Source organism: Salmonella sp. SSDFZ54 (assembly GCF_004010735.1).
GTDB classification, from domain to species: Bacteria; Pseudomonadota; Gammaproteobacteria; order Enterobacterales; family Enterobacteriaceae; genus Salmonella; species Salmonella enterica.
In genome coordinates this window covers 4,738,699-4,762,594 of the sequence record NZ_CP034819.1, presented here as the reverse complement: position 1 = coordinate 4,762,594, position 23,896 = coordinate 4,738,699, and the positions used below count along the sequence as shown (strand labels likewise).

Sequence of the window (23,896 nt, the reverse complement as noted above, 5' to 3'; positions counted from 1 at the left end):
ATGGAAGCGGCTGATACTAAAAAACCACAGGCCTGGAAGACGAGAACCGACGACTCAAACAGATTTTGCTGACTTCAATCTGGAATGTTGGGCGCTAAAAAATGTAACTCATAGATACCCATAGATGTTGAATGATGGTAGTACCTGAAGAAACGGGAAAATCATTATCAGCGGATGGTAATAAAAGACGGTGAGTACATGGAATGAGTGAGAAGGAGAGCTAAAATCAGTCGTGTCCAGCGAAAAAGGGACATTGCTTCCGAGGTGATCATGGGCAGGGTAGGGTATGTGAAAGCAGGTTATCGATGGCTCAGATGGCACACTTTTTTGGTGCCGATCCAGACCATGCCAGAACCTATTTGTGCTGAACGGCGAAATTGCCTGCTGGAGATTTTAAAAAGTTAAGCCGAGAAAAATACCGAAAAAGCGTGGCATTCAGATGCAAAAAAAGTCCGTTTATACGAGCTTCTTTATGCAGCATTTTATGCAGGACAAAACTAATATTACATTGTAAGTGATTGATTTTGTATAGAATATGGCGATGATGGGGGATTGACTCGCTGCGCTCGCCCTTCGGGCAGTCTCCTCGCAAGCTCGTCGTCTGTCCAACTGGCTGCGCCAGTTGTCGAACCCCGGTCGGGGGTTCTCATCCCCCCTTGGTTTGGGGGATACATATAAGCAAAAAGCCCGTACTTCTGTACAGGCTCTCAACTTAAATATGGCGGTGAGGGGGGGATTCGAACCCCCGATACGTTGCCGTATACACACTTTCCAGGCGTGCTCCTTCAGCCACTCGGACACCTCACCATATTGTCGCTCCAGCATTACTGGAACGGGCGCTAATGTAGGGAAATATCCTTTCTACGTCAATCAACTTTTTTAAAAAAAAGCGCGTTTATACAAACTTCCACCAATCTGTGGCTTTAATAAGCGAAAACTGCTTTTTTTGCCCGCGCCGGGAAATTTGCTATGCTGCACATCCCGTTGAAAACGCTGATAACAGGCGCAATCACATTCCGCACAATACTGCTCAGGAGATAACATGGAGATAATTTTTTATCACCCGACATTTAACGCCGCCTGGTGGGTAAATGCGCTGGAGAAGGCTCTCCCACATGCGCGCGTTCGTGAATGGAAGGTCGGTGATAACAACCCCGCAGACTATGCGCTTGTATGGCAGCCCCCGGTTGAAATGCTGGCCGGAAGACGCTTAAAAGCCGTCTTTGCGCTGGGCGCGGGGGTGGATGCAATTCTGAGTAAATTAAATGCGCATCCGGAAATGCTGGACGCCTCCATTCCTCTATTCCGTCTGGAAGATACCGGAATGGGCCTGCAAATGCAGGAGTATGCCGTCAGCCAGGTATTACACTGGTTCCGTCGTTTCGATGATTATCAGGCGCTGAAAAATCAGGCGCTATGGAAACCGTTGCCGGAATATACCCGCGAAGAGTTTAGCGTCGGTATCATGGGCGCAGGGGTGCTGGGCGCAAAAGTGGCAGAAAGTCTACAGGCATGGGGGTTCCCGTTACGTTGCTGGAGTCGTAGCCGCAAATCCTGGCCTGGCGTGGAAAGTTATGTAGGGCATGAAGAGCTGCACGCTTTCCTGAACCAGACGCGGGTGCTGATTAATCTGCTGCCGAATACGGCCCAAACGGTAGGAATTATTAATAGCGAATTGTTGGATCAATTGCCGGATGGCGCTTACGTGTTGAATCTCGCGCGCGGCGTGCATGTTCAGGAGGCGGATCTGCTGGCTGCGCTTGATAGCGGTAAGCTGAAAGGCGCGATGTTGGATGTCTTTAGCCAGGAACCGTTACCGCAGGAAAGTCCATTATGGCGCCATCCGCGAGTCGCCATGACGCCGCACATTGCGGCAGTCACCCGTCCGGCGGAAGCCATCGATTATATTAGCCGCACCATTACCCAACTGGAGAAGGGAGAGCCGGTGACGGGGCAGGTGGATCGGGCGAGAGGATATTGACATCAACCCGGCGCGGGCCGGGTTTCGCTAAAAAACGCTGGCGATACCTGCTATCCTTGTCGGAAATGACTACAGGAGAGAGCAATGTATCCCGTTGACCTGCATATGCATACCGTCGCCAGCACTCATGCCTACAGTACTCTGAGCGATTATATCGCGGAAGCCAAACGCAAAGGCATTAAACTTTTTGCGATTACCGATCATGGTCCGGACATGGAAGATGCGCCGCATCACTGGCATTTTATTAACATGCGCATCTGGCCGCGTCTGGTTGACGGCGTGGGGATACTGCGTGGCATTGAGGCGAATATCAAGAACATTAACGGTGAAATTGATTGTTCCGGAAAGATGTTCGACTCGCTGGATCTGATTATCGCAGGCTTCCATGAGCCCGTTTTTGCGCCACATGATAAAGAAACCAATACCCAGGCGATGATCGCGACCATCGCCAGCGGCAAGGTGCATATAATTAGTCACCCCGGAAATCCAAAGTATCCAGTGGAGGTTAAAGCCATCGCGCAGGCGGCGGCGAAACACCATGTAGCGCTGGAAATCAACAACTCTTCTTTTCTGCATTCGCGTAAAGGAAGCGAAGATAATTGCCGCGCGGTCGCTGCCGCCGTACGCGATGCGGGAGGCTGGGTAGCGTTAGGCTCTGATTCCCATACGGCCTTTACGCTTGGCGATTTCACCGAATGCCGGAAAATTCTGGATGCGGTGAATTTTCCGGAAGATCGAATCCTGAACGTCTCGCCGCAGCGCTTACTGGCCTTTCTCGAATCACGCGGTATGGCGCCTGTACCGGAATTTGCCGAACTATAATCGTTATTTACGGGAAGATATCAATGAATGAGTTTTCAATCCTGTGCCGTGTGCTGGGATCGTTGTTTTACCGCCAACCGCAAGATCCTTTACTGGTTCCGCTGTTTACGTTAATCCGTGAAGGTAAACTGGCGGCAAACTGGCCGCTGGAGCAGGATGAAATGCTGGCGCGTTTACAGAAAAGCTGCGATATCACGCAGATTTCCACTGATTACAATGCGTTATTTGTTGGGGAAGAGTGCGCGGTAGCGCCATACCGCAGTGCGTGGGTCGAAGGCGCGGAAGAGTCTGAGGTGCGCGCTTTTTTAACGTCGCGAGGGATGCCGCTGGCCGATACGCCTGCCGATCACATTGGCACTTTATTGCTCGCGGCCTCCTGGCTGGAAGATCAGTCTGCCGAAGATGAAAGTGAAGCGCTGGAAACCTTATTTGCCGATTATCTGCTTCCCTGGTGCAATACCTTCCTCGGTAAAGTTGAAGCCCATGCCGTTACGCCATTCTGGCGCACTCTGGCGCCGCTAACGCGTGATGCGATAGGGGCCATGTGGGATGAACTTCAGGAAGAAGATGAAGAATAATGTGATGTAAATCACCCTTAACTGCAACGGGTTTTACATCATTGCATAAAATGTGTGCGTGATCTCATTAATGTGCCGCTTTTCTGTTATGATGCGCGCCATGAACATACTTCTTTCTATTGCTATCACTACGGGCATCCTTTCTGGAATATGGGGATGGGTGGCCGTCTCCCTGGGGTTACTAAGCTGGGCCGGTTTTTTAGGCTGTACGGCTTATTTCGCCTGTCCGCAGGGCGGCTTTAAGGGATTGTTAATTTCTGCCTGTACGCTGTTAAGCGGTATGGTGTGGGCGCTGGTCATTATTCACGGTAGCGCGTTGGCGCCGCATCTGGAAATTGTCAGTTACGTGTTGACGGGGGTCGTGGCATTCCTGATGTGTATCCAGGCAAAGCAGCTATTGCTTTCTTTTGTTCCGGGAACATTTATCGGCGCCTGCGCGACATTTGCAGGGCAGGGTGACTGGCGGTTGGTATTACCGTCGCTGGCGCTGGGGCTAATCTTTGGCTATGCCATGAAAAATAGTGGGCTATGGCTGGCATCACGCCGCGAGCAACATTCAGCGAATACGGCGGTCACAAAATAAAAAAGCGTGGGGTTCTTCCCCACGCTTTGTCGTATTCATCAGGATTCTGGCGGTACTGACAGCTCACGGTATTTCACCAGAATATCATTTTGCCTGTCCGCTTTATTCTGCAAATCCCACAGTCCACGATCGATACCATCATTAATGAGGAAGATAACGCCGGTTTCAATGGCTGACATCAGACACAGCATCACCGGTTCGTTCGAGGTATAGCCGATTTCGCCTTCCAGTAAGCGCTGGTAATCAATAAAACGGAACACGCCTGCCTGTACTTCATAGGAAAGGATAGTTTTACTGGTGTTCACCGAAGAAAGGATCTCGCCCGTACTGACGTTAACCACGCGCAGGTTGACAGCAATCTGATCCAGCTGATACTGCGTATCGGCGCCAATACCGAAATATCTTGCGCCGACCCCGCCGGATTTGACATTACTTTCATAACCAATAATAGAACCTTCCACCATAATATTTGCCGCCGTCAGCGACTGAAGCGGGATACGGTTATTCATCGCCACGGTGCCGTTTTCCTGGGCTGCGCGAATAATTTTCCTTTCATTCAAAAGATTCTGTAAGCCTTGTCGTTCCAGCGGGATAAACCAGCGCGAATCTTTCAGCGCAGTGACCAACATAGCGGTGGCGCTCTGCGGCACAGCCGTAGAAAAGTTACTTGCCGGGTAAGGTTTAAATTGGCCCGTTTCATCCTGAATGTTATATACCGAAACAAAGATCTTACCGGTGGGAGCAGGTAAGTGCGTCAAATCTTTGTAACTTTGTGCGCGGGGCATTAATGTCGGTTTCGCAGCTTGTTTCGGCGGGGCAGTTAAGCATCCGCTCAACAATAAAACGGCAACCAAAATAAGTAAGCGCGGCATGATTTATATCCTTTAGTGACTGTAGCTTAAAAATCGGTTGACTGAGTTTGTAAACCTGACACTTCGATGGTCGAGGTTCTTCCCGTTTTTCTGTCCGTGACGTTGAGCTGGAGCTGTCCGTCGCGATTAGCGATATCGATAATAAAATCGTTGGTCACCATACGTCCTGGTTTCCCGGTATTAATATTGGTCAACAAGCCGCCCAGAATTTGCGATTGAATAGCCTGTGTAAAGTTATCCAACGCTGAGGGGGTTTCGATACCAAAATCGTTATCATAAGCGGGGTCTTTATATGAATTTTGCGCCTGGGCGCTATTCAATAAAAAGGAACCGTTATTGGGGTTTCCACCAAAGTTAGGATTACGGAACTGGAACGTCATATTTCCAGCCCAGGTTAATGGCGAAAAAAGCATGAGCAGCACTACTGCATGTTTAACACGCATGACAGCCTCCGGATAAAAATCATGTTTTAGAATTCATCACGCGCTAAATCACTCGTACTTAATAGCGTTTGATCTATTTGTCGGCGATTTAATGCTTCCTCTGTTTGCGCTAATGCGAAGACGACGGTTTTCTCGAAGTCTCTTTTCATTGGAAATAAAAAAGTCTGGAAAATAACGTCCTGATTTACCGTTATGGTGATCCAGCTTCCCCAACGCGCACTGGGTCTTTCATTAATGGTCAGATTGCCGGTGTAGTCGCTTTCCCATTTGTCGCTGAATGCACGATAGAATTCATGTCCTATCGAAGAGACGGTATGGTCGGTTAACAATCCGGGAACCTCGACTTCAACTTCATTGGCATGCAGGTTTCCGGTAGCGAACAGTAACTCTGCTGCTACAATCCAGGTCAGATAGCGTTTCATGGCCTTACCGCCTGAGATTATCGTTTGCCCATGAAACTGCCTGGGTGCGATTTTTGACAGCTATCTTTTTGAAAAGATTATAAAGATGTGTCTTAACCGTATTCTCGCTGATAAATAGCGACCTGGCGATTTCATTATTAGAGGCACCAATACGTAACTTATTGAGGATCTCTTTTTCGCGATGAGTGAGTAATGCGGACTCGGTGCTGTTGTAGCGGTAATTTCCTGAGTGTGTAATCAGGTAACTGGCTAATTTTTGTGAAAAATAGCATTCGCCCCGCAGAATACCCTGTAATCCGCTGACCACGTGTTCCTGGTCTTCAGTGGCGTAAAACACGCCGTTAATATGAGGCCAGTTTTCAATTTCACGGTAGGGATAATCGTCAGGGGTATTTAACAATAATGTTTTTATATTATTGTTTTTGCGGCTTAAATTATCCTGCCAATAGTGGATAAGCTTCTTATCCGCTTCCATCATATCCATTAAAACAATGCAACCGGCTGAGATATCTTCCAGAGAGCGTTGAATATTATGCAGTTTTCCGGTTATGGCCAGCGATTGCTTTAAATGTTGCAATAATGCCGTAGCTTGCAGAGATGGCTTTGTGATCAACAATAGTGTGTGACCATGACTACTATGGACTTCATTAAACATGATGAAACTCCACTTTTTTTAATCGCACATCTGACAGCTGCCCCCATAAAATAAAGGCACCAGAAGTACTGACAGATGTTGCACTGCTGTGGGTTGAAATAGCCCATTATCCAGAAAGAGAAAAATATTTACGAAAATACTTTTAACTGTTTTCAATCTAGCCATTACAAATCTTAAAGCAAGTGTTAAACTTGTAACAATATGTAAAAATATATATTAAAATGTTGTTTTTGGGTTTTTTTGAAGTTTAGATTTGATAGTAAAGTTGTACATTTCGCTGTTATTGCATAGATTTAAAAAATCATACAAATTATAATAATTCATTGATTTTTAATCATTTTAATTATTATATGTTATGTTTTGATTTTATTTTTTCTTAAAATTTGAGACGTGGCATTAACCTGGACAGCACAAAGACAAAAAAAACGAAGTGTGTCACGTCTTGTGCGTATTGCCCCCCATAGGAAGCATAAGAACATCCCCATGGCGGCATAACACACACCAACACTTCATTTTTTGGGTTCGCGATACACTATCTTCTATGGCCAAAAATCAATTATAAAAAATCACATGGCTATCGTTTTATTAGCACTTTGGTATGAGCTTAAATAACAAAATACCACGCGTGGGTGAGTTATTAAAAATGTTTCCACGGACATACTCTTCATCGTAACGACGCGTTAACAAAAAACGCATGTCGCTAACAAGGTAATAGATAATTTTCGCTATGTACGACCAGGTCCAGGGTGACAGCATGAAAAACAAATTGTTATTTATGATGTTGACAATACTGGGTGCGCCTGGGATTGCAACCGCGACAAATTATGATCTGGCTCGTTCAGAGTATAATTTTGCGGTAAATGAATTAAGCAAGTCTTCATTTAATCAGGCGGCCATTATTGGTCAAGTCGGCACGGATAATAGTGCCAGAGTACGCCAGGAAGGATCAAAACTATTGTCCGTTATTTCACAAGAAGGAGGAAATAATCGGGCGAAAGTCGACCAGGCAGGGAATTATAACTTTGCGTATATTGAGCAAACGGGCAATGCCAACGATGCCAGTATATCGCAAAGCGCTTACGGTAATAGTGCGGCTATTATCCAGAAAGGTTCTGGAAATAAGGCCAATATTACCCAGTACGGTACGCAGAAAACAGCAGTTGTAGTGCAGAAACAGTCGCATATGGCTATTCGCGTCACCCAACGCTAATACCGTTACGACTTTTAAATCAATCCGATGGGGGTTTTACCATGAAACTTTTAAAAGTGGCAGCATTCGCAGCAATCGTAGTTTCTGGCAGTGCTCTGGCTGGCGTCGTTCCACAATGGGGCGGCGGCGGTAATCATAACGGCGGCGGCAATAGTTCCGGCCCGGATTCCACGTTGAGCATTTATCAGTACGGTTCCGCTAACGCTGCGCTTGCTCTGCAAAGCGATGCCCGTAAATCTGAAACGACCATTACCCAGAGCGGTTATGGTAACGGCGCCGATGTAGGCCAGGGTGCGGATAACAGTACTATTGAACTGACTCAGAATGGTTTCAGAAACAATGCCACCATCGACCAGTGGAACGCTAAAAACTCCGATATTACTGTCGGTCAATACGGCGGTAATAACGCTGCGCTGGTTAATCAGACCGCATCTGATTCCAGCGTAATGGTGCGTCAGGTTGGTTTTGGCAACAACGCCACGGCTAACCAGTATTAATTTAGCGTCTGCGCTAATAAAAAAACAGGGCATAAGCCCTGTTTTTTTTCGGGAGGAAATTATGCATACTTTATTGCTCCTTGCCGCACTTTCAAATCAGATTACGTTTACCACGACTCAGCAAGGCGATATTTACACGGTGATCCCTCAGGTCACATTAAACGAACCCTGCGTCTGTCAGGTGCAAATTCTCTCTGTGCGCGACGGCGTCGGGGGACAAAGCCATACACAGCAAAAACAAACGCTATCTTTACCTGCTAATCAACCGATTGAGTTGTCTCGTCTTAGTGTAAATATATCTTCAGAGGACTCGGTTAAAATTATTGTTACTGTTTCGGACGGACAATCACTGCATTTATCACAACAATGGCCGCCTTCTGCACAGTAGTTTTTGATGGTGGCGGAAATGGATTGGCTGACCTGGGTATTAAAGAGGCGATAAAAGCGTCTCATCGTCTCGGCATGTCGCTAAAAGGTAACGCCGAACCCTCGAGGATGACTAATCATTGAGGAGTTAACATGTCCGTAATCAAGAAAAATATCCCTGCCATAGGCCTGTGTATCTGCGCTTTTTTTATCCATTCTGCGGTAGGGCAACAAACGGTACAGGGCGGCGTTATCCATTTTCGCGGCGCGATTGTTGAGCCACTGTGCGATATTTCTACTCACGCCGAAAATATTGATTTAACCTGCCTACGCGAAGGTAAAAAGCAAATGCACCGGATTGACCTTCGGCAGGCATCTGGATTACCGCAGGATATTCAGTCCATTGCGACGGTACGGCTGCATTATCTCGATGCGCAAAAAAGCCTGGCGGTGATGAATATTGAGTACCGTTAACGGCGGTGTCATAGATATAAAAAGAGCGACTCTGTTGAAAGCCCTGCTGTACACTTTGCAGATAAGGTGAGACAAAGGGGGGGGGTTATGACATCACGTCTTCAGGTCATACAGGGTGATATCACTCAACTTAGCGTCGATGCGATTGTGAATGCCGCTAACGCATCATTAATGGGCGGCGGTGGCGTAGACGGCGCGATTCATCGCGCGGCGGGGCCGGCATTGCTGGACGCCTGTAAACTCATCCGCCAGCAACAGGGCGAATGTCAGACGGGACATGCGGTTATCACGCCTGCTGGCAAGCTTTCGGCAAAGGCGGTTATTCACACAGTGGGGCCCGTCTGGCGAGGCGGCGAACACCAGGAAGCTGAGCTACTCGAAGAGGCATACCGAAATTGTTTGCTGCTTGCCGAGGCGAATCACTTTCGTTCCATCGCTTTTCCGGCAATCAGTACCGGCGTTTATGGCTATCCACGCGCCCAGGCCGCTGAGATCGCCGTCAGGACGGTTTCAGATTTTATTACCCGTTACGCTCTGCCTGAACAGGTATACTTTGTCTGTTATGATGAAGAAACTGCCCGGCTTTACGCAAGATTACTTACTCAGCAAGGCGACGACCCTGCCTGATAAAACACGCCTGGAGCGTGCCGTTGAACCGCTATGCGCGCGCCATCCCGGAGAGTGCGGCATTCTCGCGCTGGATAACAGTCTGGACGCTTTTGCCGCCCGCTACCGCCTGACCGAAATGGCGGCGCGGACGCTGGATGTGCAGTATTATATTTGGGAAGACGATATGTCCGGGCGGCTGCTCTTTTCGGTTCTGCTGTCGGCGGCGAAGCGCGGCGTTCATGTTCGTCTGCTGCTGGATGATAACAATACGCCTGGTCTGGATGATACGTTGCGCTTGCTGGATAGCCATCCTAATATCGAAGTTCGTCTGTTTAATCCTTTCTCTTTTCGTACGCTACGCGCGCTGGGATATTTGACGGATTTTGCGCGGCTGAATCGGCGGATGCACAATAAAAGTTACACTGCCGACGGCGTAGTGACGCTGGTCGGTGGGCGCAACATCGGCGATGCCTATTTCGGCGCTGGTGAGGAGCCGCTATTTTCCGATCTGGACGTGATGGCCATTGGTCCGGTGGTCAATGATGTCGCCAATGATTTTGAACGTTACTGGCGCTGTAGTTCAGTGTCGACATTGCAGCAAGTATTATCCCTTTCTGAGCAGGAACTGACGCAGCGTATCGAACTTCCCGAATCCTGGTATAACGATGAGATCACCCGCCGTTATCTGCATAAGCTGGAAACCAGCCAGTTTATGGCGGATCTCGATCGCGGAACGTTGCCGCTGATTTGGGCAAAAACACGCTTGCTTAGCGATGACCCTTCTAAAGGCGAGGGGAAGGCGCAGCGCCATTCGCTTCTTCCGCAGCGATTATTTGACGTGATGGGGTCGCCGACGGAGCGTATCGACATTATTTCCGCTTACTTTGTCCCTACGCGCGCAGGCGTGGCGCAGTTGCTTAATCTGGTCAGGAAAGGCGTGAAGATCGCCATCTTAACTAACTCTCTGGCGGCCAACGATGTGGCGGTCGTTCACGCAGGGTACGCGCGCTGGCGCAAGAAATTACTGCGCTATGGCGTGGAGCTCTACGAACTGAAACCGACCCGCGAACATGAAACCGCCGTACATGATCGCGGACTCACCGGGAACTCAGGTTCCAGCTTACATGCTAAAACGTTCAGTATTGATGGTAGTAAGGTGTTTATCGGGTCGCTTAATTTTGATCCCCGTTCAACGCTTTTAAATACCGAAATGGGCTTTGTCATTGAAAGTGAAACGCTGGCGACGCTTATTCATAAGCGTTTTACGCAGAGCCAACGCGATGCGGCCTGGCAACTGCGGCTGGATCGCTGGGGACGAATTAACTGGATCGATCGTCAGCAAGAAGAGGAAAAGGTGTTAAAGAAAGAACCCGCTACGCGTTTCTGGCAGCGAGTTCTGGTACGGTTGGCGGCAATTTTACCTGTGGAATGGTTGCTGTGAACCCGCGCGCGGAAAACTACCCGATCGCGGCGTGGCTTTCTTGTTTTACCGGCGGTTTACCTGAAAAGAGAAATTTCAGGAGCGGGATGCGTAAATGAATTTCATACAGAATTAACGCAATACCCATAACAAATATCAGCCCGCACAAGAACCCGATCAGGTTGGAGGAGATATGCGGCGTAATATACGCGCCAAAGAAAAGCGTTAAGGGATGATGCACCAGATAGATAAACAGCGAAGCATTTACGAAATAGGTGACACGCGCGGACTGGAAGTTTAACAAGCGATGCCCCAGTGAGAATACCACGTTCACCATCCACAGCCCCATTACCATCGTAATCACGGATTCGGTTTCGTACATCCAGGCGTCGCCGCTCCCATAACGTTGATTCAGCAGATACGCGATAAAAGCAACGGCAGCGCCTAAAGTGCATCCGCGTGAGGGCGTGGTGAAGCGCGCTTTCAGATCGGGGTGAATGAAGGCCAACGCGCCGAGAATAAAAAATGGCACATAAAATAGCGTTTGCATCACAATAAAATTGAACATGCCGTCACTGAGGATTGCCGGATATACGATGAAAATAATGCGCCTGATAGCGGCGTAAGCCATCCCCAGCAGGAAAAAAATAAGCGAAAGCCTGGCCAGTGAAATAGCGGCGGGACGAGGCTTACTTGTTTCCTGCCTTTTTTGGAACCAGGTAAAAATCCCGATGCTGACTGTGGTTAATATCACCAGCACCAGTAAAAACCACAGATGTGAAATGAGTTCCCACGCTAACGTATTATATTTTTCATAGGCAGAGAGTGTAGGCCAGTTCTCTGTTTTCTCTTTGACATATTGCAACAGGATAAATTGCGGCAAGGTAAGCAAAGGGATTGCGGTAAGCATGGGAATACCCACACGTTCTACCCGTACTTTCCACCAGCGTTTTAACGGATAACGCAAAAACAACATGTACGAAAAATAACCAGAAATAACAAAAAACACCTGCATACGAAAAGCGTGGATAAAATCGTTAAACAGGGTTAGCCACCACGATGGCGTGGCGCTATTGACATGCCAACTGTGAGTGGAATAGATCAACGAGATATGAAAGGGAATCCCTAACAACATCAGCCATGCGCGGATAGAGTCAAGAAAATATTCGCGCGGCGCGGGTACAGAGCTCATATAAGGTCACGTATTCTCAGATTTTTCACCTTATCCATAAGGCGAATTATAGTTACATTCGGTAGCAACCCTACACCAACTCCGACAACCTGTCTCCAGGATAAGCACGCAAAGTGAAAACAGGCGCGGGAGGTGCTTAATCCATGAGCCAGCGCGCTGAACAAAGCCTGGATTCAGTTGTCGTAATGCCTGATTATCCATTAAAATGGATCGGATCGATATAAGCACACAAAGGGGGAAGTGCTTACTTATTATGAAACATAAACGACAAATGATGAAAATGCGTTGGTTGGGCGCAGCTATTATGTTAACGCTCTACGCATCATCGAGCTGGGCGTTCAGTATTGATGACGTGGCAAAACAAGCTCAATCTTTAGCCGGGAAAGGCTATGAGGCGCCTAAAAGCAACTTGCCCTCCGTTTTCCGCGACATGAAATATGCGGATTATCAGCAGATCCAGTTTAACAGCGATAAAGCCTACTGGAACAACTTAAAGACCCCTTTTAAGCTCGAATTTTACCATCAGGGGATGTACTTCGATACGCCGGTCAAGATTAACGAAGTGACGGCGACGACGGTCAAAAGAATCAAATACAGCCCGGATTACTTCAATTTTGGCAATGTTCAGCACGATAAAGACACGGTAAAAGATTTAGGCTTCGCCGGGTTCAAAGTCCTGTACCCCATCAACAGTAAAGATAAGAACGACGAAATCGTCAGTATGCTTGGCGCCAGCTATTTCCGCGTTATCGGTGCAGGCCAGGTATATGGCTTATCTGCGCGCGGCCTGGCGATTGATACCGCCTTACCATCTGGTGAAGAGTTTCCCCGCTTTCGCGAGTTCTGGATTGAGCGTCCAAAACCCACCGATAAGCGTTTGACCGTCTATGCCTTACTGGATTCTCCGCGCGCGACCGGCGCTTACCGTTTTGTGATCATTCCTGGCCGCGATACCGTGGTGGACGTGCAGTCAAAAGTCTATCTGCGCGATAAAGTGGGCAAGCTGGGCGTTGCGCCATTAACCAGTATGTTCCTGTTTGGGCCAAACCAGCCGTCGCCGACGACCAACTATCGTCCGGAACTGCATGACTCGAACGGCTTATCCATTCATGCGGGTAATGGCGAGTGGATTTGGCGTCCGCTGAACAATCCAAAACACCTCGCTGTGAGCAGCTATGCAATGGAAAACCCTCAGGGATTCGGCTTGTTGCAGCGTGGCCGCGAGTTCTCGCGCTTTGAAGATTTAGACGATCGCTACGACCTGCGTCCAAGCGCCTGGATTACCCCGAAAGGCGACTGGGGCAAAGGTAAGGTTGAACTGGTTGAAATTCCGACCAATGATGAAACCAACGATAACATCGTCGCTTACTGGACTCCGGATCAACTGCCGGAACCGGGTAAAGAGATGAACTTCAAGTACACTCTGACCTTCAGCCGCGATGAAGATAAACTTCATGCGCCGGATAATGCCTGGGTGCTGCAAACACGCCGCTCAACGGGCGACGTTAAACAGTCGAATCTGATTCGCCAGCCCGACGGCACTATTGCCTTTGTGGTGGATTTCGTTGGCGCCGACATGAAAAAACTGCCGCCGGATACGCCTGTCGCTGCGCAAACCAGCATTGGCGATAACGGTGAAATCGTTGACAGTAATGTACGCTATAACCCAGTCACTAAAGGCTGGCGTTTAATGCTGCGCGTGAAAGTCAAAGACGCGAAGAAAACCACGGAAATGCGTGCCGCATTGGTGAATGCCGATCAGACGCTAAGTGAAACCTGGAGCTACCAGTTACCTGCCAATGAATAAAACAACTGAGTATATTGACGCACTGCTGCTTTCTGAACGTGAGAAAGCGGCATTGCCGAAAACTGACATCCGCGCCGTGCATCAGGCGCTGGATGCCGAGCATCGGACTTACTCGCGAGAAGACGATTCACCGCAGGGTTCCGTAAAAGCCCGCCTTGAACACGCCTGGCCGGATTCATTGGCGAAGGGGCAGTTAATTAAAGATGATGAAGGGCGCGATCAGTTGCAGGCTATGCCAAAAGCGACGCGCTCTTCGATGTTTCCCGATCCCTGGCGAACCAACCCGGTTGGCCGTTTCTGGGATCGTCTGCGTGGGCGGGATGTGACGCCGCGCTATGTTTCTCGTCTGACAAAAGAAGAGCAGGCGAGCGAGCAAAAATGGCGTACCGTCGGCACTATACGCCGCTATATTTTGTTAATTTTGACTCTGGCGCAAACCGTCGTCGCGACCTGGTATATGAAGACCATTCTGCCTTATCAGGGATGGGCGCTCATCAATCCTATGGATATGGTGGGGCAGGATATTTGGGTCTCCTTTATGCAGCTCCTGCCCTACATGCTGCAAACCGGTATCCTGATTCTGTTTGCCGTGCTGTTCTGCTGGGTGTCAGCCGGATTCTGGACGGCGCTGATGGGCTTCCTGCAACTGCTTATCGGGCGCGATAAGTACAGCATCTCCGCGTCTACGGTTGGCGATGAGCCCCTCAATCCGGAACACCGGACGGCGCTGATCATGCCTATCTGTAATGAAGACGTTAGCCGCGTTTTCGCCGGTCTGCGCGCGACCTGGGAGTCCGTTAAAGCCACAGGCAACGCCGCGCATTTCGACGTCTATATCCTTAGCGACAGTTATAACCCGGATATCTGCGTGGCGGAGCAAAAGGCGTGGATGGAGCTTATCGCGGAAGTGCAGGGCGAAGGCCAAATTTTTTACCGTCGCCGTCGCCGCCGTATGAAACGCAAAAGCGGCAATATTGACGATTTTTGCCGCCGCTGGGGCAATCAGTACAGCTATATGGTGGTGCTGGACGCGGACTCAGTGATGAGCGGCGAGTGTCTGAGCGGGCTGGTGCGTCTGATGGAAGCGAATCCAAACGCCGGGATTATCCAGTCTTCGCCGAAAGCGTCGGGAATGGATACTCTGTATGCCCGCTGCCAACAGTTCGCGACCCGTGTTTATGGACCGCTGTTTACCGCCGGGCTGCACTTCTGGCAGTTGGGGGAGTCGCACTACTGGGGGCACAATGCCATTATCCGCGTGAAGCCGTTTATCGAGCACTGCGCTCTGGCGCCGCTGCCGGGAGAAGGTTCGTTCGCCGGATCGATTCTTTCCCACGACTTTGTGGAGGCGGCGCTAATGCGTCGGGCAGGGTGGGGCGTCTGGATTGCCTACGATCTCCCCGGTTCCTATGAAGAGCTGCCGCCAAACCTGCTGGATGAGCTTAAACGCGACCGCCGCTGGTGTCACGGCAACCTGATGAACTTTCGTCTGTTCCTGGTGAAAGGAATGCACCCGGTGCATCGCGCCGTGTTCCTGACGGGGGTAATGTCATATCTGTCCGCGCCGTTATGGTTTATGTTCCTCGCGCTTTCTACCGCGCTGCAGGTCGTTCATGCGTTAACAGAGCCGCAATATTTCCTTCAGCCGCGCCAGCTTTTTCCGGTCTGGCCGCAGTGGCGTCCGGAACTGGCAATCGCGCTGTTTGCGTCAACGATGGTGCTGCTGTTCCTGCCGAAGCTGCTCAGTATTATGCTGATCTGGTGTAAAGGCACCAAAGAGTATGGCGGTTTCTGGCGCGTTACGCTGTCGCTGTTGCTGGAAGTGCTGTTCTCCGTGTTGCTGGCGCCGGTGCGTATGCTGTTTCATACCGTGTTTGTGGTCAGCGCGTTCCTCGGCTGGGAAGTGGTCTGGAACTCACCGCAACGCGACGATGATTCTACGCCGTGGGGAGAAGCCTTTATGCGTCACGGTTCTCAACTGCTGCTGGGGCTGGTCTGGGCGGTGGGTATGGCGTGGCTGGATTTACGCTTTCTGTTCTGGCTGGCGCCGATTGTCTTTTCGCTGATTCTGTCGCCATTTGTTTCGGTGATCTCCAGTCGTTCAACGGTAGGATTACGCACTAAACGCTGGAAGCTGTTCCTGATCCCGGAAGAGTATTCGCCGCCTCAGGTGTTGGTCGATACCGATAAATATCTGGAGATGAATCGCCGCCGTATTCTGGACGATGGCTTTATGCATGCGGTATTTAACCCGTCGCTTAATGCGCTGGCGACCGCGATGGCCACCGCGCGTCACCGCGCCAGTAAGGTGCTGGAAATAGCCCGCGATCGTCATGTGGAGCAGGCGCTAAACGAAACGCCGGAGAAACTGAACCGCGATCGGCGCCTGGTTTTGCTCAGCGATCCGGTGACGATGGCGCGTTTACACTATCGGGTCTGGAATGCGCCAGAGAGATACTCTTCCTGGGTAAACCATTATCAGTCTCTCGTCCTGAATCCGCAGGCGTTGCAGGGACGAACATCGTCAGCGGGATAAGGTCTTCAGGTCTGGAGTGAGGTGAAAAATACCGGCGTGATGCCGGTATTTTTATAGTGAAATGAGGTATCAGGTGCGTATATTCGCGGTGAGCATAATGGTGATTACCCTGAGCGGCTGCGGCAGTATTATCAGCAGAACGATCCCCGGACAAGGACACGGCAACCAGTATTACCCTGGCGTGCAGTGGGATATGCGTGATTCCGCATGGCGCTATATCACTATCCTCGATCTGCCCTTCTCACTGATCTTCGATACACTGCTACTGCCGCTCGATATTCACCACGGGCCTTATGAGTAATTAACGCTCATCCCATTCGTCTGCCGCAGTACGGCCTTCCTCGGTATCAAGCGGGGGTTCAAGCTGGAATTCCCCCTCATCCCATTCATGCAAAGTATTCTCTTCCTGCCATTCCTGGCGGATCTCTATCTCATCATAATCGCCGTCAAACACGCTCTGCGCGGCTTCACCACTCAGCATCGGCAGACATTCGCCATCTTCACCTTCATCGGCGAAAAATTCGACCTGCCACATGATGTCCCCATCCTGCAGTACATATTTCTGAACGTTGAACTGCTGCACATTCGCTTCATCTTGTTCGAGGCCTGGATGGTCAGCCAGAAATTCTTCCCGGGCTGCATCGATAGCTTCTTCCAGCGTGGCATACATGGTCATCAGTGTCTCCCTTTGATTTGACGAGGTATTTAGGGAAAGAATAGCTGATTATGTGATATTGCAAGTATGAAAGCGCAAAAATCATTCTATTGCCAGTCTGCGCCGTCGTAAGCTGTTCCATGAATAGATAGCATTGAACAACACCACGCCTGCCGTGACGCAGAATACGGCGCGGAAGCCATAGCTCGCGGAAATTGCGGCGCCCATGAGAGGGCCGGTGACGTTGCCGATATCGCGGAAAGATTGGTTGTAACTGAATATGCGCCCGGCTATCTGGTTGGTAGAGTTGTAAACCAGCAGAGTTTGAACGGCTGGCAGCAGCGCGCCATCCGCCGCGCCAAGCAGAAACCGCAATAGCGCGAGTTGCCACGGCGTTTGCACAAAAGACATTGGAATCAGCAGCAGTACGGAAATAATCAGCGCGACGATAAGAATCTTTTCCGGGCCAATTCTGTCGCCGAGCTTGCCGAGCCGGGGGGCGCTAAGTAATGCCGCCACGCCGGGAACGGACGCTATCATCCCGCTAATGAACGCAATATTACTGACATTTCCCGCCAGTTCGCGCACATAGAGCGTCAGGATGGGCGCAATAGACCCCGTCGCCACCTGAATAATCAGCGTGGTGACAAACAGGCTTAACACCAGGCGGGGATTTTTTAACGAGGCGACCACTTCCCGAACGTGAAGCATCTCTTTTTTGCTCACCGGCAGGAAATTCTCGCGAATAAAAAAGAAAGTGAGCAGAAAACAGATAAACAAAACGCTGGCGGTAATAAAAAAGACCGGTCGAAGGCCGTAATGGTCGGCGAGCAGACCGCCCGCAAGTGGGCCAAGCAGAGCGCCGCTGACGCCGCCAGTAGAGAGCGTCCCTAACGCCCAGCCGCTTTTATGGCGTGGCACCTGAGTGGCGATGAGCGCATTGGCGTTGGGAATAAATCCGCCCAGCAGGCCTAATAACGCGCGGAGGATCAGAAATTGCCAGATATTTTGCGCCATGCCCATTAACAGCATCACAATGGCCATGCCGAGAGCGGAACGCAACAGCATGATCTTACGTCCTTTACGATCCGCCAGACCGCCCCAAAAAGGGGAAGCGATAGCTGAAAAGAGGAACGTAATACTAAAGACCAGCCCGGACCACATGTTGAGCGCGCTATGGCCTGTTACGCCGAGTTGCTCAACGTAGAGAGGGAGAAAAGGCATGACCAGACTGAATGCCGCGCCGGTTAAAAAACAGCCCAGCCAGGTAACGGTTAGATTGCGTTTCCAGTTTATGGGGACATCAGAGGGTGACATAGCGTTCCACAGTATGATGCGCGGTTTGCGCTATCATCAATTTAATTATGAGCGTACTAATTATAATTATGCGCCGACCTTACCAGCCTCGCAATGTGGGGAGCTTTTAAAGCTAAAAGAGGGGAAAAATTGCAGCCTGACGGCTGCAATCCTGTCAATAGCGCGACGGTACGCCTTCAGGGCGAGTTTTAAAGCGGCGATGCAGCCACATATACTGCTCTGGCGCCATCATAATGCACTGCTCAACAATCTTATTCATCCACGCGGCAGTCGCTTCTGCGCTCTCCAGCGGAGGCGAATATTCCGCAGGAAGAATGATCAGTTCGTAGCCTTTCCCATCGGGTTTACGGCGAGGCACGAAGGGGATAATACAGGCTTTAGACATGCGCGCGAGCATCCAGGTACCGGAGGTCGTGGCAGCCTGGTCGACAGCGAATAATGGTACAAAAACGCTGGCGCGCGGGCCATAATCGTGATCCGGCGCATACCAGATCAATTCGCCGCTTTTCAATGCCTTAACCATGCCTTTCAGATCTTTGCGATCCAACATCGATTTATTGGAGCGTAAGCGCCCCCAGGTCTGTAACCAGTCGAGCAACGGATTATCATTCGGGCGATAAACCCCGATCCCCGGGTTATGCATACCAAACATGCGGGCGCCAAACTCAAGGGTAAGAAAATGTATTCCTACCAGAATGAACCCCAGCCCCTGCGCCTTAACTTCACGGATATGCTCCAGACCGCTCGCTTCCATCCAGCGGTTCACTCGCCGATCGGGCCAGAACCAGGCCATGCCGGTTTCCATCACGCCCATACCGACGGATTCAAAGTTTTTGACCACCATGGTGTGGCGTTCCTGCGCGGTCATTTCCGGAAAGCATAATTCAAGGTTGCGATAGGCGATTTTCGCGCGGCGTTTCATTACGCGTCGCGCCAGGTGGCCCAATGCGCAACCCAATTTATAGATGACCGGGTAGGGGAGTTGCACGACCAACCAAAGCGCGCCTATACCCAACCAGGTTAACCAATAGCGCGGGTGCAGTAAGGCCACGGAGAACTTAGGCAACTTCGTCATTTCTATCCTGTCTTTCAACGAACAATTCCCCGTATTCTCGCATCTTTTTGCGTTGAGCAAAAATATTTAGCAGGAGAGTGGCGATTAAATCGACAATTGTTGTTAATTATTTAGTGTAAAGCAGGAAATGTAGCGCAAAATGTGTGGATGTAAATTGGCGAGACTTGCCTTATCATGCCTGCCCACTTTATTTTTTGCTGATTGCAGGATACGTACACCATGCCAGTGTTACACAACCGCATCTCTAATGACGAGCTGAAAGCCAAAATGCTGGCGGAAAGCGAGCCGCGTACGACAATTTCTTTTTATAAATATTTCACAATCGCCTCGCCGCAACAGACGCGGGACGCGTTGTATCAGGTGTTTACGGCGTTGGACGTTTTTGGTCGCGTTTACCTGGCGCATGAAGGCATCAATGCGCAAATCAGCGTGCCGCAAAGCAAGCTCGAGACGTTTCGTCAACAGCTTTATACGTTCGACCCCGCGCTGGACGGGCTGCGTTTAAATATTGCGCTGGAGGATGACGGAAAGTCATTTTGGGTGCTGCGTATGAAAGTTCGCGACCGTATCGTTGCTGACGGTATTGATGATCCGAGTTTTGATGCCAGTAATGTCGGCGATTATCTGAAGGCGGCAGATGTGAATGTGATGCTGGACGATCCTGACGCGGTCTTTATTGATATGCGCAACCACTATGAGTATGAAGTTGGCCATTTCGAAAATGCTCTGGAAATCCCGGCGGATACGTTTCGTGAACAGTTGCCAAAAGCGGTTGAAATGCTGCGGGAACATGCAGATAAAAAGATAGTGATGTACTGTACCGGCGGTATTCGTTGTGAGAAAGCCAGCGCCTGGATGAAACACAACGGTTTCAATAAAGTCTGGCATATTGAGGGTGGCATCATTGAGTACGCCCGTCGCGCGCGCGAGCAGGGGCTTCCCGTTCGCTTTATCGGCAAAAATTTTGTATTTGATGAGCGAATGGGCGAACGAATCTCGGATGAGGTTATCGCGCATTGCCATCAGTGCGGCGCGCCCTGCGATAGCCATACCAACTGCAAAAATGACGGTTGCCATCTGCTGTTTATCCAGTGTCCGCAGTGCGCCAGTAAATTTAACGGCTGCTGTAGTGAACAATGCTGTGAAGAGCTGGCCTTGCCGGAGGAAGAACAGCGCCGACGTCGTGCGGGTCGCGAGAACGGCAACAAAATTTTTAATAAATCGCGTGGTCGGCTTAATAGCAAACTGAGCATTCCCGATCCGGCTGAGTAATATTTTGCCGGATAGCCGCGTAAAGGCCGCTATCCGGCATTTCGCCAGGCGTTACTTCTGCTGAACGCCTTCTACTGAGATGATAAGCTCAACCTCTTGTGAGGCCGGGCCGAGATCGGTAGTTATATTGAAATCCTTCAGCTTAATTTTTCCTTCGGCCTCAAAGCCCGCGCGCTTACCGCCCCACGGATCGTCGCCCTGGCCCATCAGCTTCGCTTCCAGCGTCACCGGTTTAGTCACGCCATTGAGTGTCAGATTGCCGGTAATATCCAGTTCATCGCCCTCTTTTTTCACGCTGGTAGAGGTGAAGGTTGCCTGCGGGAATTTCGCAACATTAAGAAATTCCGCGCTACGCAGGTGTTTGTCACGTTCGGCATGGTTAGTGTCGACGCTATTGGTGTTAATGGTCACGTTCACTTTGTCGGCCGACGGATTTTTTTCGTCAAAAGTGAACGTGCCGTCGAAATCTTTAAAGGTGCCGTATAGCCAGCTGTAGCCCAGATGCTGGATGCGGAAATTGACGAACGCATGTTGGCCTTCTTTATCAATTTTATACTCCGCCGCCACGGCGGAACCGGTCGTGAATAACAAGGATGCGAGGGTGAATCCCAGCAGGTTTTTTTTCATTTTTGAGCTCCATAGTCAGATGACGACATTCCTGTCATACGTTTCAGTGTGTCGTCTTTATCGATGAAATGGTGTTTTAGCGCCATAACCCCATGCGAGAGCGAGATAATGACCAGCGACCAGGCAAACCACAGATGCAGCGTTCCGGCGATGTCAGCCTGCGCGCCCGCGTCCGTAAGCGTGGCCGGAATCTCAAACCAGCCAAAGACGCTAATCGGTTTACCGTCGGCGGTGGAAATCAGGTAGCCGCTAATGATTATCGCAAAGAGCAGGAGATACAGGAGGAGATGACCTGCGGCGGCGCCAGCGCGCGTTAAACGGGAATAGCTGGTCAACGCAACGGGTGGTGGAGAATAAAGCCGCCAGATAATACGCACGATCAGCGCCATCATCAGTAATATGCCAATACTTTTATGTATTTCCGGTGCCTGGTGATACCAGCCGTCGTAATAACTGAGCGTGACCATCCATAAACCCAACGCAAACATGCCATAGACCACCAGGGCGGTCAGCCAGTGGAGCGCGGCGGAAACCACGCCATAACGCTGTGGAGTATTTTTAAATTGCATAAACACACCAATGAATATTTCACGAGAGAATGAAAATGGCGTGGAAAAGCGCCGAATGCAACTTATAAATAAGAATTTGAATGATATTTATTTTTATTTCAATAATTTTGATGTTGTTTGCGGTTCAGCTTCAGAAGTTTCGAGATATTTCCCCCTGATAACCGCGCAATGGCAGGAACTGGCATTATTGCCGTGCTTAACGTTATGAAATAAAAAGCGAGGAACTTTCAGGAAGTGTCAGTTAACGTCAATGAAAAGCAATCAAAAGAAAAGGAGATAAACAATATCCATCACCGCCAGCAGCGACCAAAGAATAACGTAAAGCATGAAATGTTCGCGAATATTATTCATCAGAAAATGAAAGAGACGGCGCATAGCTTACCTTAATAAACAGCCCCTTTACGGGGCCGACAAATTATTGGCTAAAACGGGAAAGCCGGAACGGCGTCAGATCAAAGGAGGATGTTTTTCCCAACGCAAAATCCGCAGCGATTTCTCCTAACACCGGGGCGAATTTAAAACCATGTCCGCTGAGTCCAGTGATGACAAGCGTGTTCTCATGGCCAAGCAGCGTATCGATAATAAAATCCTCGTCCGGCGAATTATCATAGGTACATGCCGCCCCATGTAAACAACCGCCGATACCCGGCAGTACGTTACGCAGGAAAGGAAATGCTTCCGCGCCATCGCTGGCAACGGCGGCAAAGGGCTTGCGCTCTTCCTGAGCCTGTATTAGCTGTCCGCCATTGTGTTTGCCGATTTTTAACTCGTCGTTCTCCGCCGGGAAACCGTAATATTGATCGCCGTTGGGCATTTCGCCAGTAAAGGCCGGAAAGCGGTTTTTAGTGCTGTAACGTCCATCCGCCTTAAACCAGGCAAAAACTTTACGTACGGGCTGAACGGGCAGCTCCGGTACCAGCGTTTTGACCCAGGTGCCCGCGCTAATCAGCGCCTTGCTGGCGTGGTAGCAGCCTTCACTCGTCTCTATCGTCACACCGTTATCATCATGGTGAATATGGCTTACCGGGCTGTTAAATAGCTGTGCGCAGCCTGCTTCTCGGGCCAGACGAAGCCATGTGGTAATGGCTAATTCGCTGCGCAGGAAACCGGAGTCAGCTTCAAACAGCCCGATATAATTTTCGGGCACGCGAATTTCCGGCCAGCGCGTCATGAGGGCCGTCGCGTCCAGGCGCTCGACGTTCAATTGCCACTGTTGCGCGCTTCGTGCGACGTTGGCTAAGAAAGCGGAATCGGCCGGGCCGAGGTTAACGACGCCGGAGCGGACAAAAATAGGCTCTTCATTGTGTGTGGAGAGTTCATCCCAAAGCGTCTGGGCGCGAAGCACCAGCGGGACATATTTTTCGCCTTCACCATAAGCGTGGCGGATAAGACGGGTATCGCCGTGGTGGCTGCCCTGTTGATGAGGCGGTATATGCGCATCGGTCATCAGGACCTTTAGCCCGGCGCGGGTGGCGTAATAACCAGCGGCGGCGCCAACCGAACCGCTGCCGATAATAATAAGGTCGTATTTCATCAGCTTCTCTCTGCTATCGCGATGATTTCAGGGTAAATAACTGCGCTGAGATATACAAGCCAGAAATAAGTGAGGCACCTTACGGTGCCTGAGAGAGGGGGAGCGCGTCACGCTAATGGCGACGATACTCGTTTTCCTGGTAATCACCTGATTCTATTTTGGCGATGCCGGCTTCTAATATTGAAATAAATTGCCTGGCTACATCTGTCGTTAACCAGAGCGTTTGACCAACTTCAGTCCCTTCCGGTTCCGGACGATTTGGGGTCTGGTAGTGCAAACGCAGCATCAGCGCATCATAGCTATCGACGGTGCTGATGTCCCATCCTACAAGCGGATGGGTCTGAATGACTTCATTATTCTTTTCCATCATGCCCCCCTGG

General features: G+C 50.2%; 27 protein-coding genes, 1 tRNA gene and 1 other RNA gene. 14 read left to right on the top strand and 15 right to left on the bottom strand.

The genetic code is table 11. The annotated features are described in order from the left end of the window. Positions 1-536: 536 nt before the first annotated feature. Positions 537-671, bottom strand: a non-coding RNA gene (locus EOS97_RS23830) — RtT sRNA. A 48-nt stretch (positions 672-719) separates the two neighbouring features. Continuing rightward, positions 720-807, bottom strand: a tRNA-Ser gene (locus tag EOS97_RS23825). 235 nt (positions 808-1,042) lie between these two features. On the opposite strand from EOS97_RS23825, the gene ghrA reads away from it, so the two are divergent. The 4 genes from ghrA to EOS97_RS23800 all read left to right on the top strand — a co-directional run bounded on the left by ghrA (position 1,043) and on the right by EOS97_RS23800 (position 3,964). After that, positions 1,043-1,981, top strand: a complete 939-nt coding sequence (gene ghrA / locus EOS97_RS23815) for a glyoxylate/hydroxypyruvate reductase GhrA (protein WP_000402548.1) — start codon at positions 1,043-1,045, stop codon at positions 1,979-1,981. 84 nt (positions 1,982-2,065) lie between these two features. Then, positions 2,066-2,803, top strand: a complete 738-nt coding sequence (locus EOS97_RS23810; RefSeq protein ID WP_000283643.1) for a phosphatase — start codon at positions 2,066-2,068, stop codon at positions 2,801-2,803. Between the two features lie 23 nt (positions 2,804-2,826). Then, positions 2,827-3,381, top strand: coding sequence for a molecular chaperone (locus EOS97_RS23805; RefSeq protein WP_023165850.1), 555 nt, complete (start codon positions 2,827-2,829; stop codon positions 3,379-3,381). A gap of 100 nt (positions 3,382-3,481) precedes the next feature. Continuing rightward, positions 3,482-3,964 carry a DUF1097 domain-containing protein gene (locus EOS97_RS23800; protein WP_023204999.1) on the top strand — a complete coding sequence of 161 codons (483 nt, stop codon included), beginning with the start codon at positions 3,482-3,484 and terminating at the stop codon, positions 3,962-3,964. Between the two features lie 38 nt (positions 3,965-4,002). Here the strand turns inward: EOS97_RS23800 and csgG are convergent, their stop codons facing one another. Genes csgG through csgD form a run of 4 tightly spaced genes read right to left on the bottom strand, consistent with a single transcriptional unit; the run spans position 4,003 to position 6,356 of the window. Beyond that, positions 4,003-4,836 carry a curli production assembly/transport protein CsgG gene (gene csgG, locus EOS97_RS23795; protein ID WP_001137620.1) on the bottom strand — a complete coding sequence of 278 codons (834 nt, stop codon included), beginning with the start codon at positions 4,834-4,836 and terminating at the stop codon, positions 4,003-4,005. Between the two features lie 26 nt (positions 4,837-4,862). Further along, positions 4,863-5,279 carry a curli production assembly/transport protein CsgF gene (gene csgF, locus EOS97_RS23790; RefSeq protein ID WP_001264073.1) on the bottom strand — a complete coding sequence of 139 codons (417 nt, stop codon included), beginning with the start codon at positions 5,277-5,279 and terminating at the stop codon, positions 4,863-4,865. A 26-nt stretch (positions 5,280-5,305) separates the two neighbouring features. Beyond that, entirely contained in the window at positions 5,306-5,701 is a 396-nt protein-coding gene (gene csgE / locus EOS97_RS23785) for a curli production assembly/transport protein CsgE (RefSeq protein WP_000833305.1), read from the bottom strand. A 4-nt stretch (positions 5,702-5,705) separates the two neighbouring features. Continuing rightward, the gene (csgD, locus tag EOS97_RS23780; RefSeq protein WP_000481517.1) at positions 5,706-6,356 is read right to left on the bottom strand and encodes a biofilm master transcriptional regulator CsgD; all 651 of its coding nucleotides are present in this window, start codon (positions 6,354-6,356) and stop codon (positions 5,706-5,708) included. A gap of 754 nt (positions 6,357-7,110) precedes the next feature. Here csgD and csgB point away from each other — a divergent pair. The 6 genes from csgB (at position 7,111) to EOS97_RS23750 (ending at position 10,953) form a co-directional block, all read left to right on the top strand. Continuing rightward, the gene (gene csgB, locus EOS97_RS23775; RefSeq protein WP_000791655.1) at positions 7,111-7,566 is read left to right on the top strand and encodes a curli minor subunit CsgB; all 456 of its coding nucleotides are present in this window, start codon (positions 7,111-7,113) and stop codon (positions 7,564-7,566) included. 41 nt (positions 7,567-7,607) lie between these two features. Next, positions 7,608-8,063, top strand: a complete 456-nt coding sequence (gene csgA / locus EOS97_RS23770; RefSeq protein WP_000771416.1) for a curli major subunit CsgA — start codon at positions 7,608-7,610, stop codon at positions 8,061-8,063. Between the two features lie 61 nt (positions 8,064-8,124). Beyond that, positions 8,125-8,451: a curli assembly chaperone CsgC gene (gene csgC, locus EOS97_RS23765; protein ID WP_000557256.1), complete on the top strand. Its 327-nt coding sequence runs from the start codon at positions 8,125-8,127 to the stop codon at positions 8,449-8,451. Between the two features lie 131 nt (positions 8,452-8,582). After that, a complete protein-coding gene (locus EOS97_RS23760) occupies positions 8,583-8,903 on the top strand; it encodes a type 1 fimbrial protein (RefSeq protein WP_000111254.1) in 321 nt (106 codons plus the stop codon). Positions 8,904-8,990: 87 nt separating this feature from the next. After that, a complete protein-coding gene (ymdB, locus tag EOS97_RS23755) occupies positions 8,991-9,530 on the top strand; it encodes an O-acetyl-ADP-ribose deacetylase (protein WP_000203941.1) in 540 nt (179 codons plus the stop codon). Continuing rightward, a complete protein-coding gene (locus tag EOS97_RS23750; RefSeq protein WP_000976323.1) occupies positions 9,466-10,953 on the top strand; it encodes a phospholipase D family protein in 1,488 nt (495 codons plus the stop codon). The genes ymdB and EOS97_RS23750 overlap by 65 nt, the downstream gene beginning before the upstream one ends. 16 nt (positions 10,954-10,969) lie before the next feature. Here EOS97_RS23750 and mdoC read toward each other — a convergent pair whose 3' ends face one another. Next, positions 10,970-12,124, bottom strand: a complete 1,155-nt coding sequence (mdoC, locus tag EOS97_RS23745; RefSeq protein WP_000100067.1) for a glucans biosynthesis protein MdoC — start codon at positions 12,122-12,124, stop codon at positions 10,970-10,972. A gap of 271 nt (positions 12,125-12,395) precedes the next feature. Between mdoC and mdoG the strand changes: the two genes are divergently transcribed. The 3 genes from mdoG (at position 12,396) to EOS97_RS23725 (ending at position 16,768) form a co-directional block, all read left to right on the top strand. Continuing rightward, on the top strand, positions 12,396-13,931 hold the full coding sequence (gene mdoG / locus EOS97_RS23735) for a glucans biosynthesis protein MdoG (protein WP_001562609.1): 1,536 nt from the start codon (positions 12,396-12,398) through the stop codon (positions 13,929-13,931). Continuing rightward, the gene (gene mdoH, locus EOS97_RS23730; RefSeq protein ID WP_001044609.1) at positions 13,924-16,467 is read left to right on the top strand and encodes a glucans biosynthesis glucosyltransferase MdoH; all 2,544 of its coding nucleotides are present in this window, start codon (positions 13,924-13,926) and stop codon (positions 16,465-16,467) included. Before mdoG ends, mdoH begins: the two co-directional genes overlap by 8 nt. Positions 16,468-16,540: 73 nt before the next feature. After that, positions 16,541-16,768, top strand: coding sequence for a YceK/YidQ family lipoprotein (locus EOS97_RS23725; RefSeq protein WP_001217832.1), 228 nt, complete (start codon positions 16,541-16,543; stop codon positions 16,766-16,768). On the opposite strand, the gene EOS97_RS23720 is transcribed toward EOS97_RS23725, so the two are convergent. The 3 genes from EOS97_RS23720 to EOS97_RS23705 form a co-directional block, all read right to left on the bottom strand. After that, entirely contained in the window at positions 16,769-17,143 is a 375-nt protein-coding gene (locus EOS97_RS23720; RefSeq protein WP_000180050.1) for a MysB family protein, read from the bottom strand. It lies immediately after the preceding gene. An 81-nt stretch (positions 17,144-17,224) separates the two neighbouring features. Continuing rightward, complete coding sequence (gene mdtG / locus EOS97_RS23715) at positions 17,225-18,439, bottom strand: multidrug efflux MFS transporter MdtG (RefSeq protein ID WP_000075053.1); 1,215 nt, start codon at positions 18,437-18,439, stop codon at positions 17,225-17,227. A gap of 154 nt (positions 18,440-18,593) precedes the next feature. After that, entirely contained in the window at positions 18,594-19,514 is a 921-nt protein-coding gene (locus EOS97_RS23705; RefSeq protein WP_000163977.1) for a Kdo(2)-lipid IV(A) acyltransferase, read from the bottom strand. A 219-nt stretch (positions 19,515-19,733) separates the two neighbouring features. On the opposite strand from EOS97_RS23705, the gene EOS97_RS23700 reads away from it, so the two are divergent. After that, a complete protein-coding gene (locus EOS97_RS23700) occupies positions 19,734-20,786 on the top strand; it encodes a rhodanese-related sulfurtransferase (RefSeq protein ID WP_001144625.1) in 1,053 nt (350 codons plus the stop codon). A gap of 51 nt (positions 20,787-20,837) precedes the next feature. On the opposite strand, the gene EOS97_RS23695 is transcribed toward EOS97_RS23700, so the two are convergent. The 5 genes from EOS97_RS23695 to bssS form a co-directional block, all read right to left on the bottom strand. Next, positions 20,838-21,413, bottom strand: a complete 576-nt coding sequence (locus tag EOS97_RS23695; RefSeq protein ID WP_000739886.1) for a YceI family protein — start codon at positions 21,411-21,413, stop codon at positions 20,838-20,840. Further along, entirely contained in the window at positions 21,410-21,982 is a 573-nt protein-coding gene (locus tag EOS97_RS23690) for a cytochrome b (RefSeq protein WP_001159784.1), read from the bottom strand. The genes EOS97_RS23695 and EOS97_RS23690 overlap by 4 nt, the downstream gene beginning before the upstream one ends. Positions 21,983-22,243: 261 nt before the next feature. Continuing rightward, a complete protein-coding gene (locus EOS97_RS23685) occupies positions 22,244-22,357 on the bottom strand; it encodes a YceO family protein (protein ID WP_001253282.1) in 114 nt (37 codons plus the stop codon). Positions 22,358-22,397: 40 nt separating this feature from the next. Beyond that, on the bottom strand, positions 22,398-23,516 hold the full coding sequence (gene solA, locus EOS97_RS23680) for an N-methyl-L-tryptophan oxidase (protein WP_000872752.1): 1,119 nt from the start codon (positions 23,514-23,516) through the stop codon (positions 22,398-22,400). A 112-nt stretch (positions 23,517-23,628) separates the two neighbouring features. After that, a complete protein-coding gene (gene bssS / locus EOS97_RS23675; protein ID WP_000414441.1) occupies positions 23,629-23,883 on the bottom strand; it encodes a biofilm formation regulator BssS in 255 nt (84 codons plus the stop codon). Between the last annotated feature and the right edge of the window lie 13 nt (positions 23,884-23,896).

Bases quoted from the DNA above. Each gene is read 5' to 3' on its own strand.
- ghrA (WP_000402548.1), top strand. From the start codon at position 1,043: ATGGAGATAATTTTTTATCACCCGACATTTAACGCCGCCTGGTGGGTA.
- EOS97_RS23810 (WP_000283643.1), top strand. From the start codon at position 2,066: ATGTATCCCGTTGACCTGCATATGCATACCGTCGCCAGCACTCATGCC.
- EOS97_RS23805 (WP_023165850.1), top strand. From the start codon at position 2,827: ATGAATGAGTTTTCAATCCTGTGCCGTGTGCTGGGATCGTTGTTTTAC.
- EOS97_RS23800 (WP_023204999.1), top strand. From the start codon at position 3,482: ATGAACATACTTCTTTCTATTGCTATCACTACGGGCATCCTTTCTGGA.
- csgG (WP_001137620.1), bottom strand. From the start codon at position 4,836: ATGCCGCGCTTACTTATTTTGGTTGCCGTTTTATTGTTGAGCGGATGC.
- csgF (WP_001264073.1), bottom strand. From the start codon at position 5,279: ATGCGTGTTAAACATGCAGTAGTGCTGCTCATGCTTTTTTCGCCATTA.
- csgE (WP_000833305.1), bottom strand. From the start codon at position 5,701: ATGAAACGCTATCTGACCTGGATTGTAGCAGCAGAGTTACTGTTCGCT.
- csgD (WP_000481517.1), bottom strand. From the start codon at position 6,356: ATGTTTAATGAAGTCCATAGTAGTCATGGTCACACACTATTGTTGATC.
- csgB (WP_000791655.1), top strand. From the start codon at position 7,111: ATGAAAAACAAATTGTTATTTATGATGTTGACAATACTGGGTGCGCCT.
- csgA (WP_000771416.1), top strand. From the start codon at position 7,608: ATGAAACTTTTAAAAGTGGCAGCATTCGCAGCAATCGTAGTTTCTGGC.
- csgC (WP_000557256.1), top strand. From the start codon at position 8,125: ATGCATACTTTATTGCTCCTTGCCGCACTTTCAAATCAGATTACGTTT.
- EOS97_RS23760 (WP_000111254.1), top strand. From the start codon at position 8,583: ATGTCCGTAATCAAGAAAAATATCCCTGCCATAGGCCTGTGTATCTGC.
- ymdB (WP_000203941.1), top strand. From the start codon at position 8,991: ATGACATCACGTCTTCAGGTCATACAGGGTGATATCACTCAACTTAGC.
- EOS97_RS23750 (WP_000976323.1), top strand. From the start codon at position 9,466: ATGATGAAGAAACTGCCCGGCTTTACGCAAGATTACTTACTCAGCAAG.
- mdoC (WP_000100067.1), bottom strand. From the start codon at position 12,124: ATGAGCTCTGTACCCGCGCCGCGCGAATATTTTCTTGACTCTATCCGC.
- mdoG (WP_001562609.1), top strand. From the start codon at position 12,396: ATGATGAAAATGCGTTGGTTGGGCGCAGCTATTATGTTAACGCTCTAC.
- mdoH (WP_001044609.1), top strand. From the start codon at position 13,924: ATGAATAAAACAACTGAGTATATTGACGCACTGCTGCTTTCTGAACGT.
- EOS97_RS23720 (WP_000180050.1), bottom strand. From the start codon at position 17,143: ATGACCATGTATGCCACGCTGGAAGAAGCTATCGATGCAGCCCGGGAA.
- mdtG (WP_000075053.1), bottom strand. From the start codon at position 18,439: ATGTCACCCTCTGATGTCCCCATAAACTGGAAACGCAATCTAACCGTT.
- EOS97_RS23705 (WP_000163977.1), bottom strand. From the start codon at position 19,514: ATGACGAAGTTGCCTAAGTTCTCCGTGGCCTTACTGCACCCGCGCTAT.
- EOS97_RS23700 (WP_001144625.1), top strand. From the start codon at position 19,734: ATGCCAGTGTTACACAACCGCATCTCTAATGACGAGCTGAAAGCCAAA.
- EOS97_RS23695 (WP_000739886.1), bottom strand. From the start codon at position 21,413: ATGAAAAAAAACCTGCTGGGATTCACCCTCGCATCCTTGTTATTCACG.
- EOS97_RS23690 (WP_001159784.1), bottom strand. From the start codon at position 21,982: ATGCAATTTAAAAATACTCCACAGCGTTATGGCGTGGTTTCCGCCGCG.
- EOS97_RS23685 (WP_001253282.1), bottom strand. From the start codon at position 22,357: ATGCGCCGTCTCTTTCATTTTCTGATGAATAATATTCGCGAACATTTC.
- solA (WP_000872752.1), bottom strand. From the start codon at position 23,516: ATGAAATACGACCTTATTATTATCGGCAGCGGTTCGGTTGGCGCCGCC.
- bssS (WP_000414441.1), bottom strand. From the start codon at position 23,883: ATGGAAAAGAATAATGAAGTCATTCAGACCCATCCGCTTGTAGGATGG.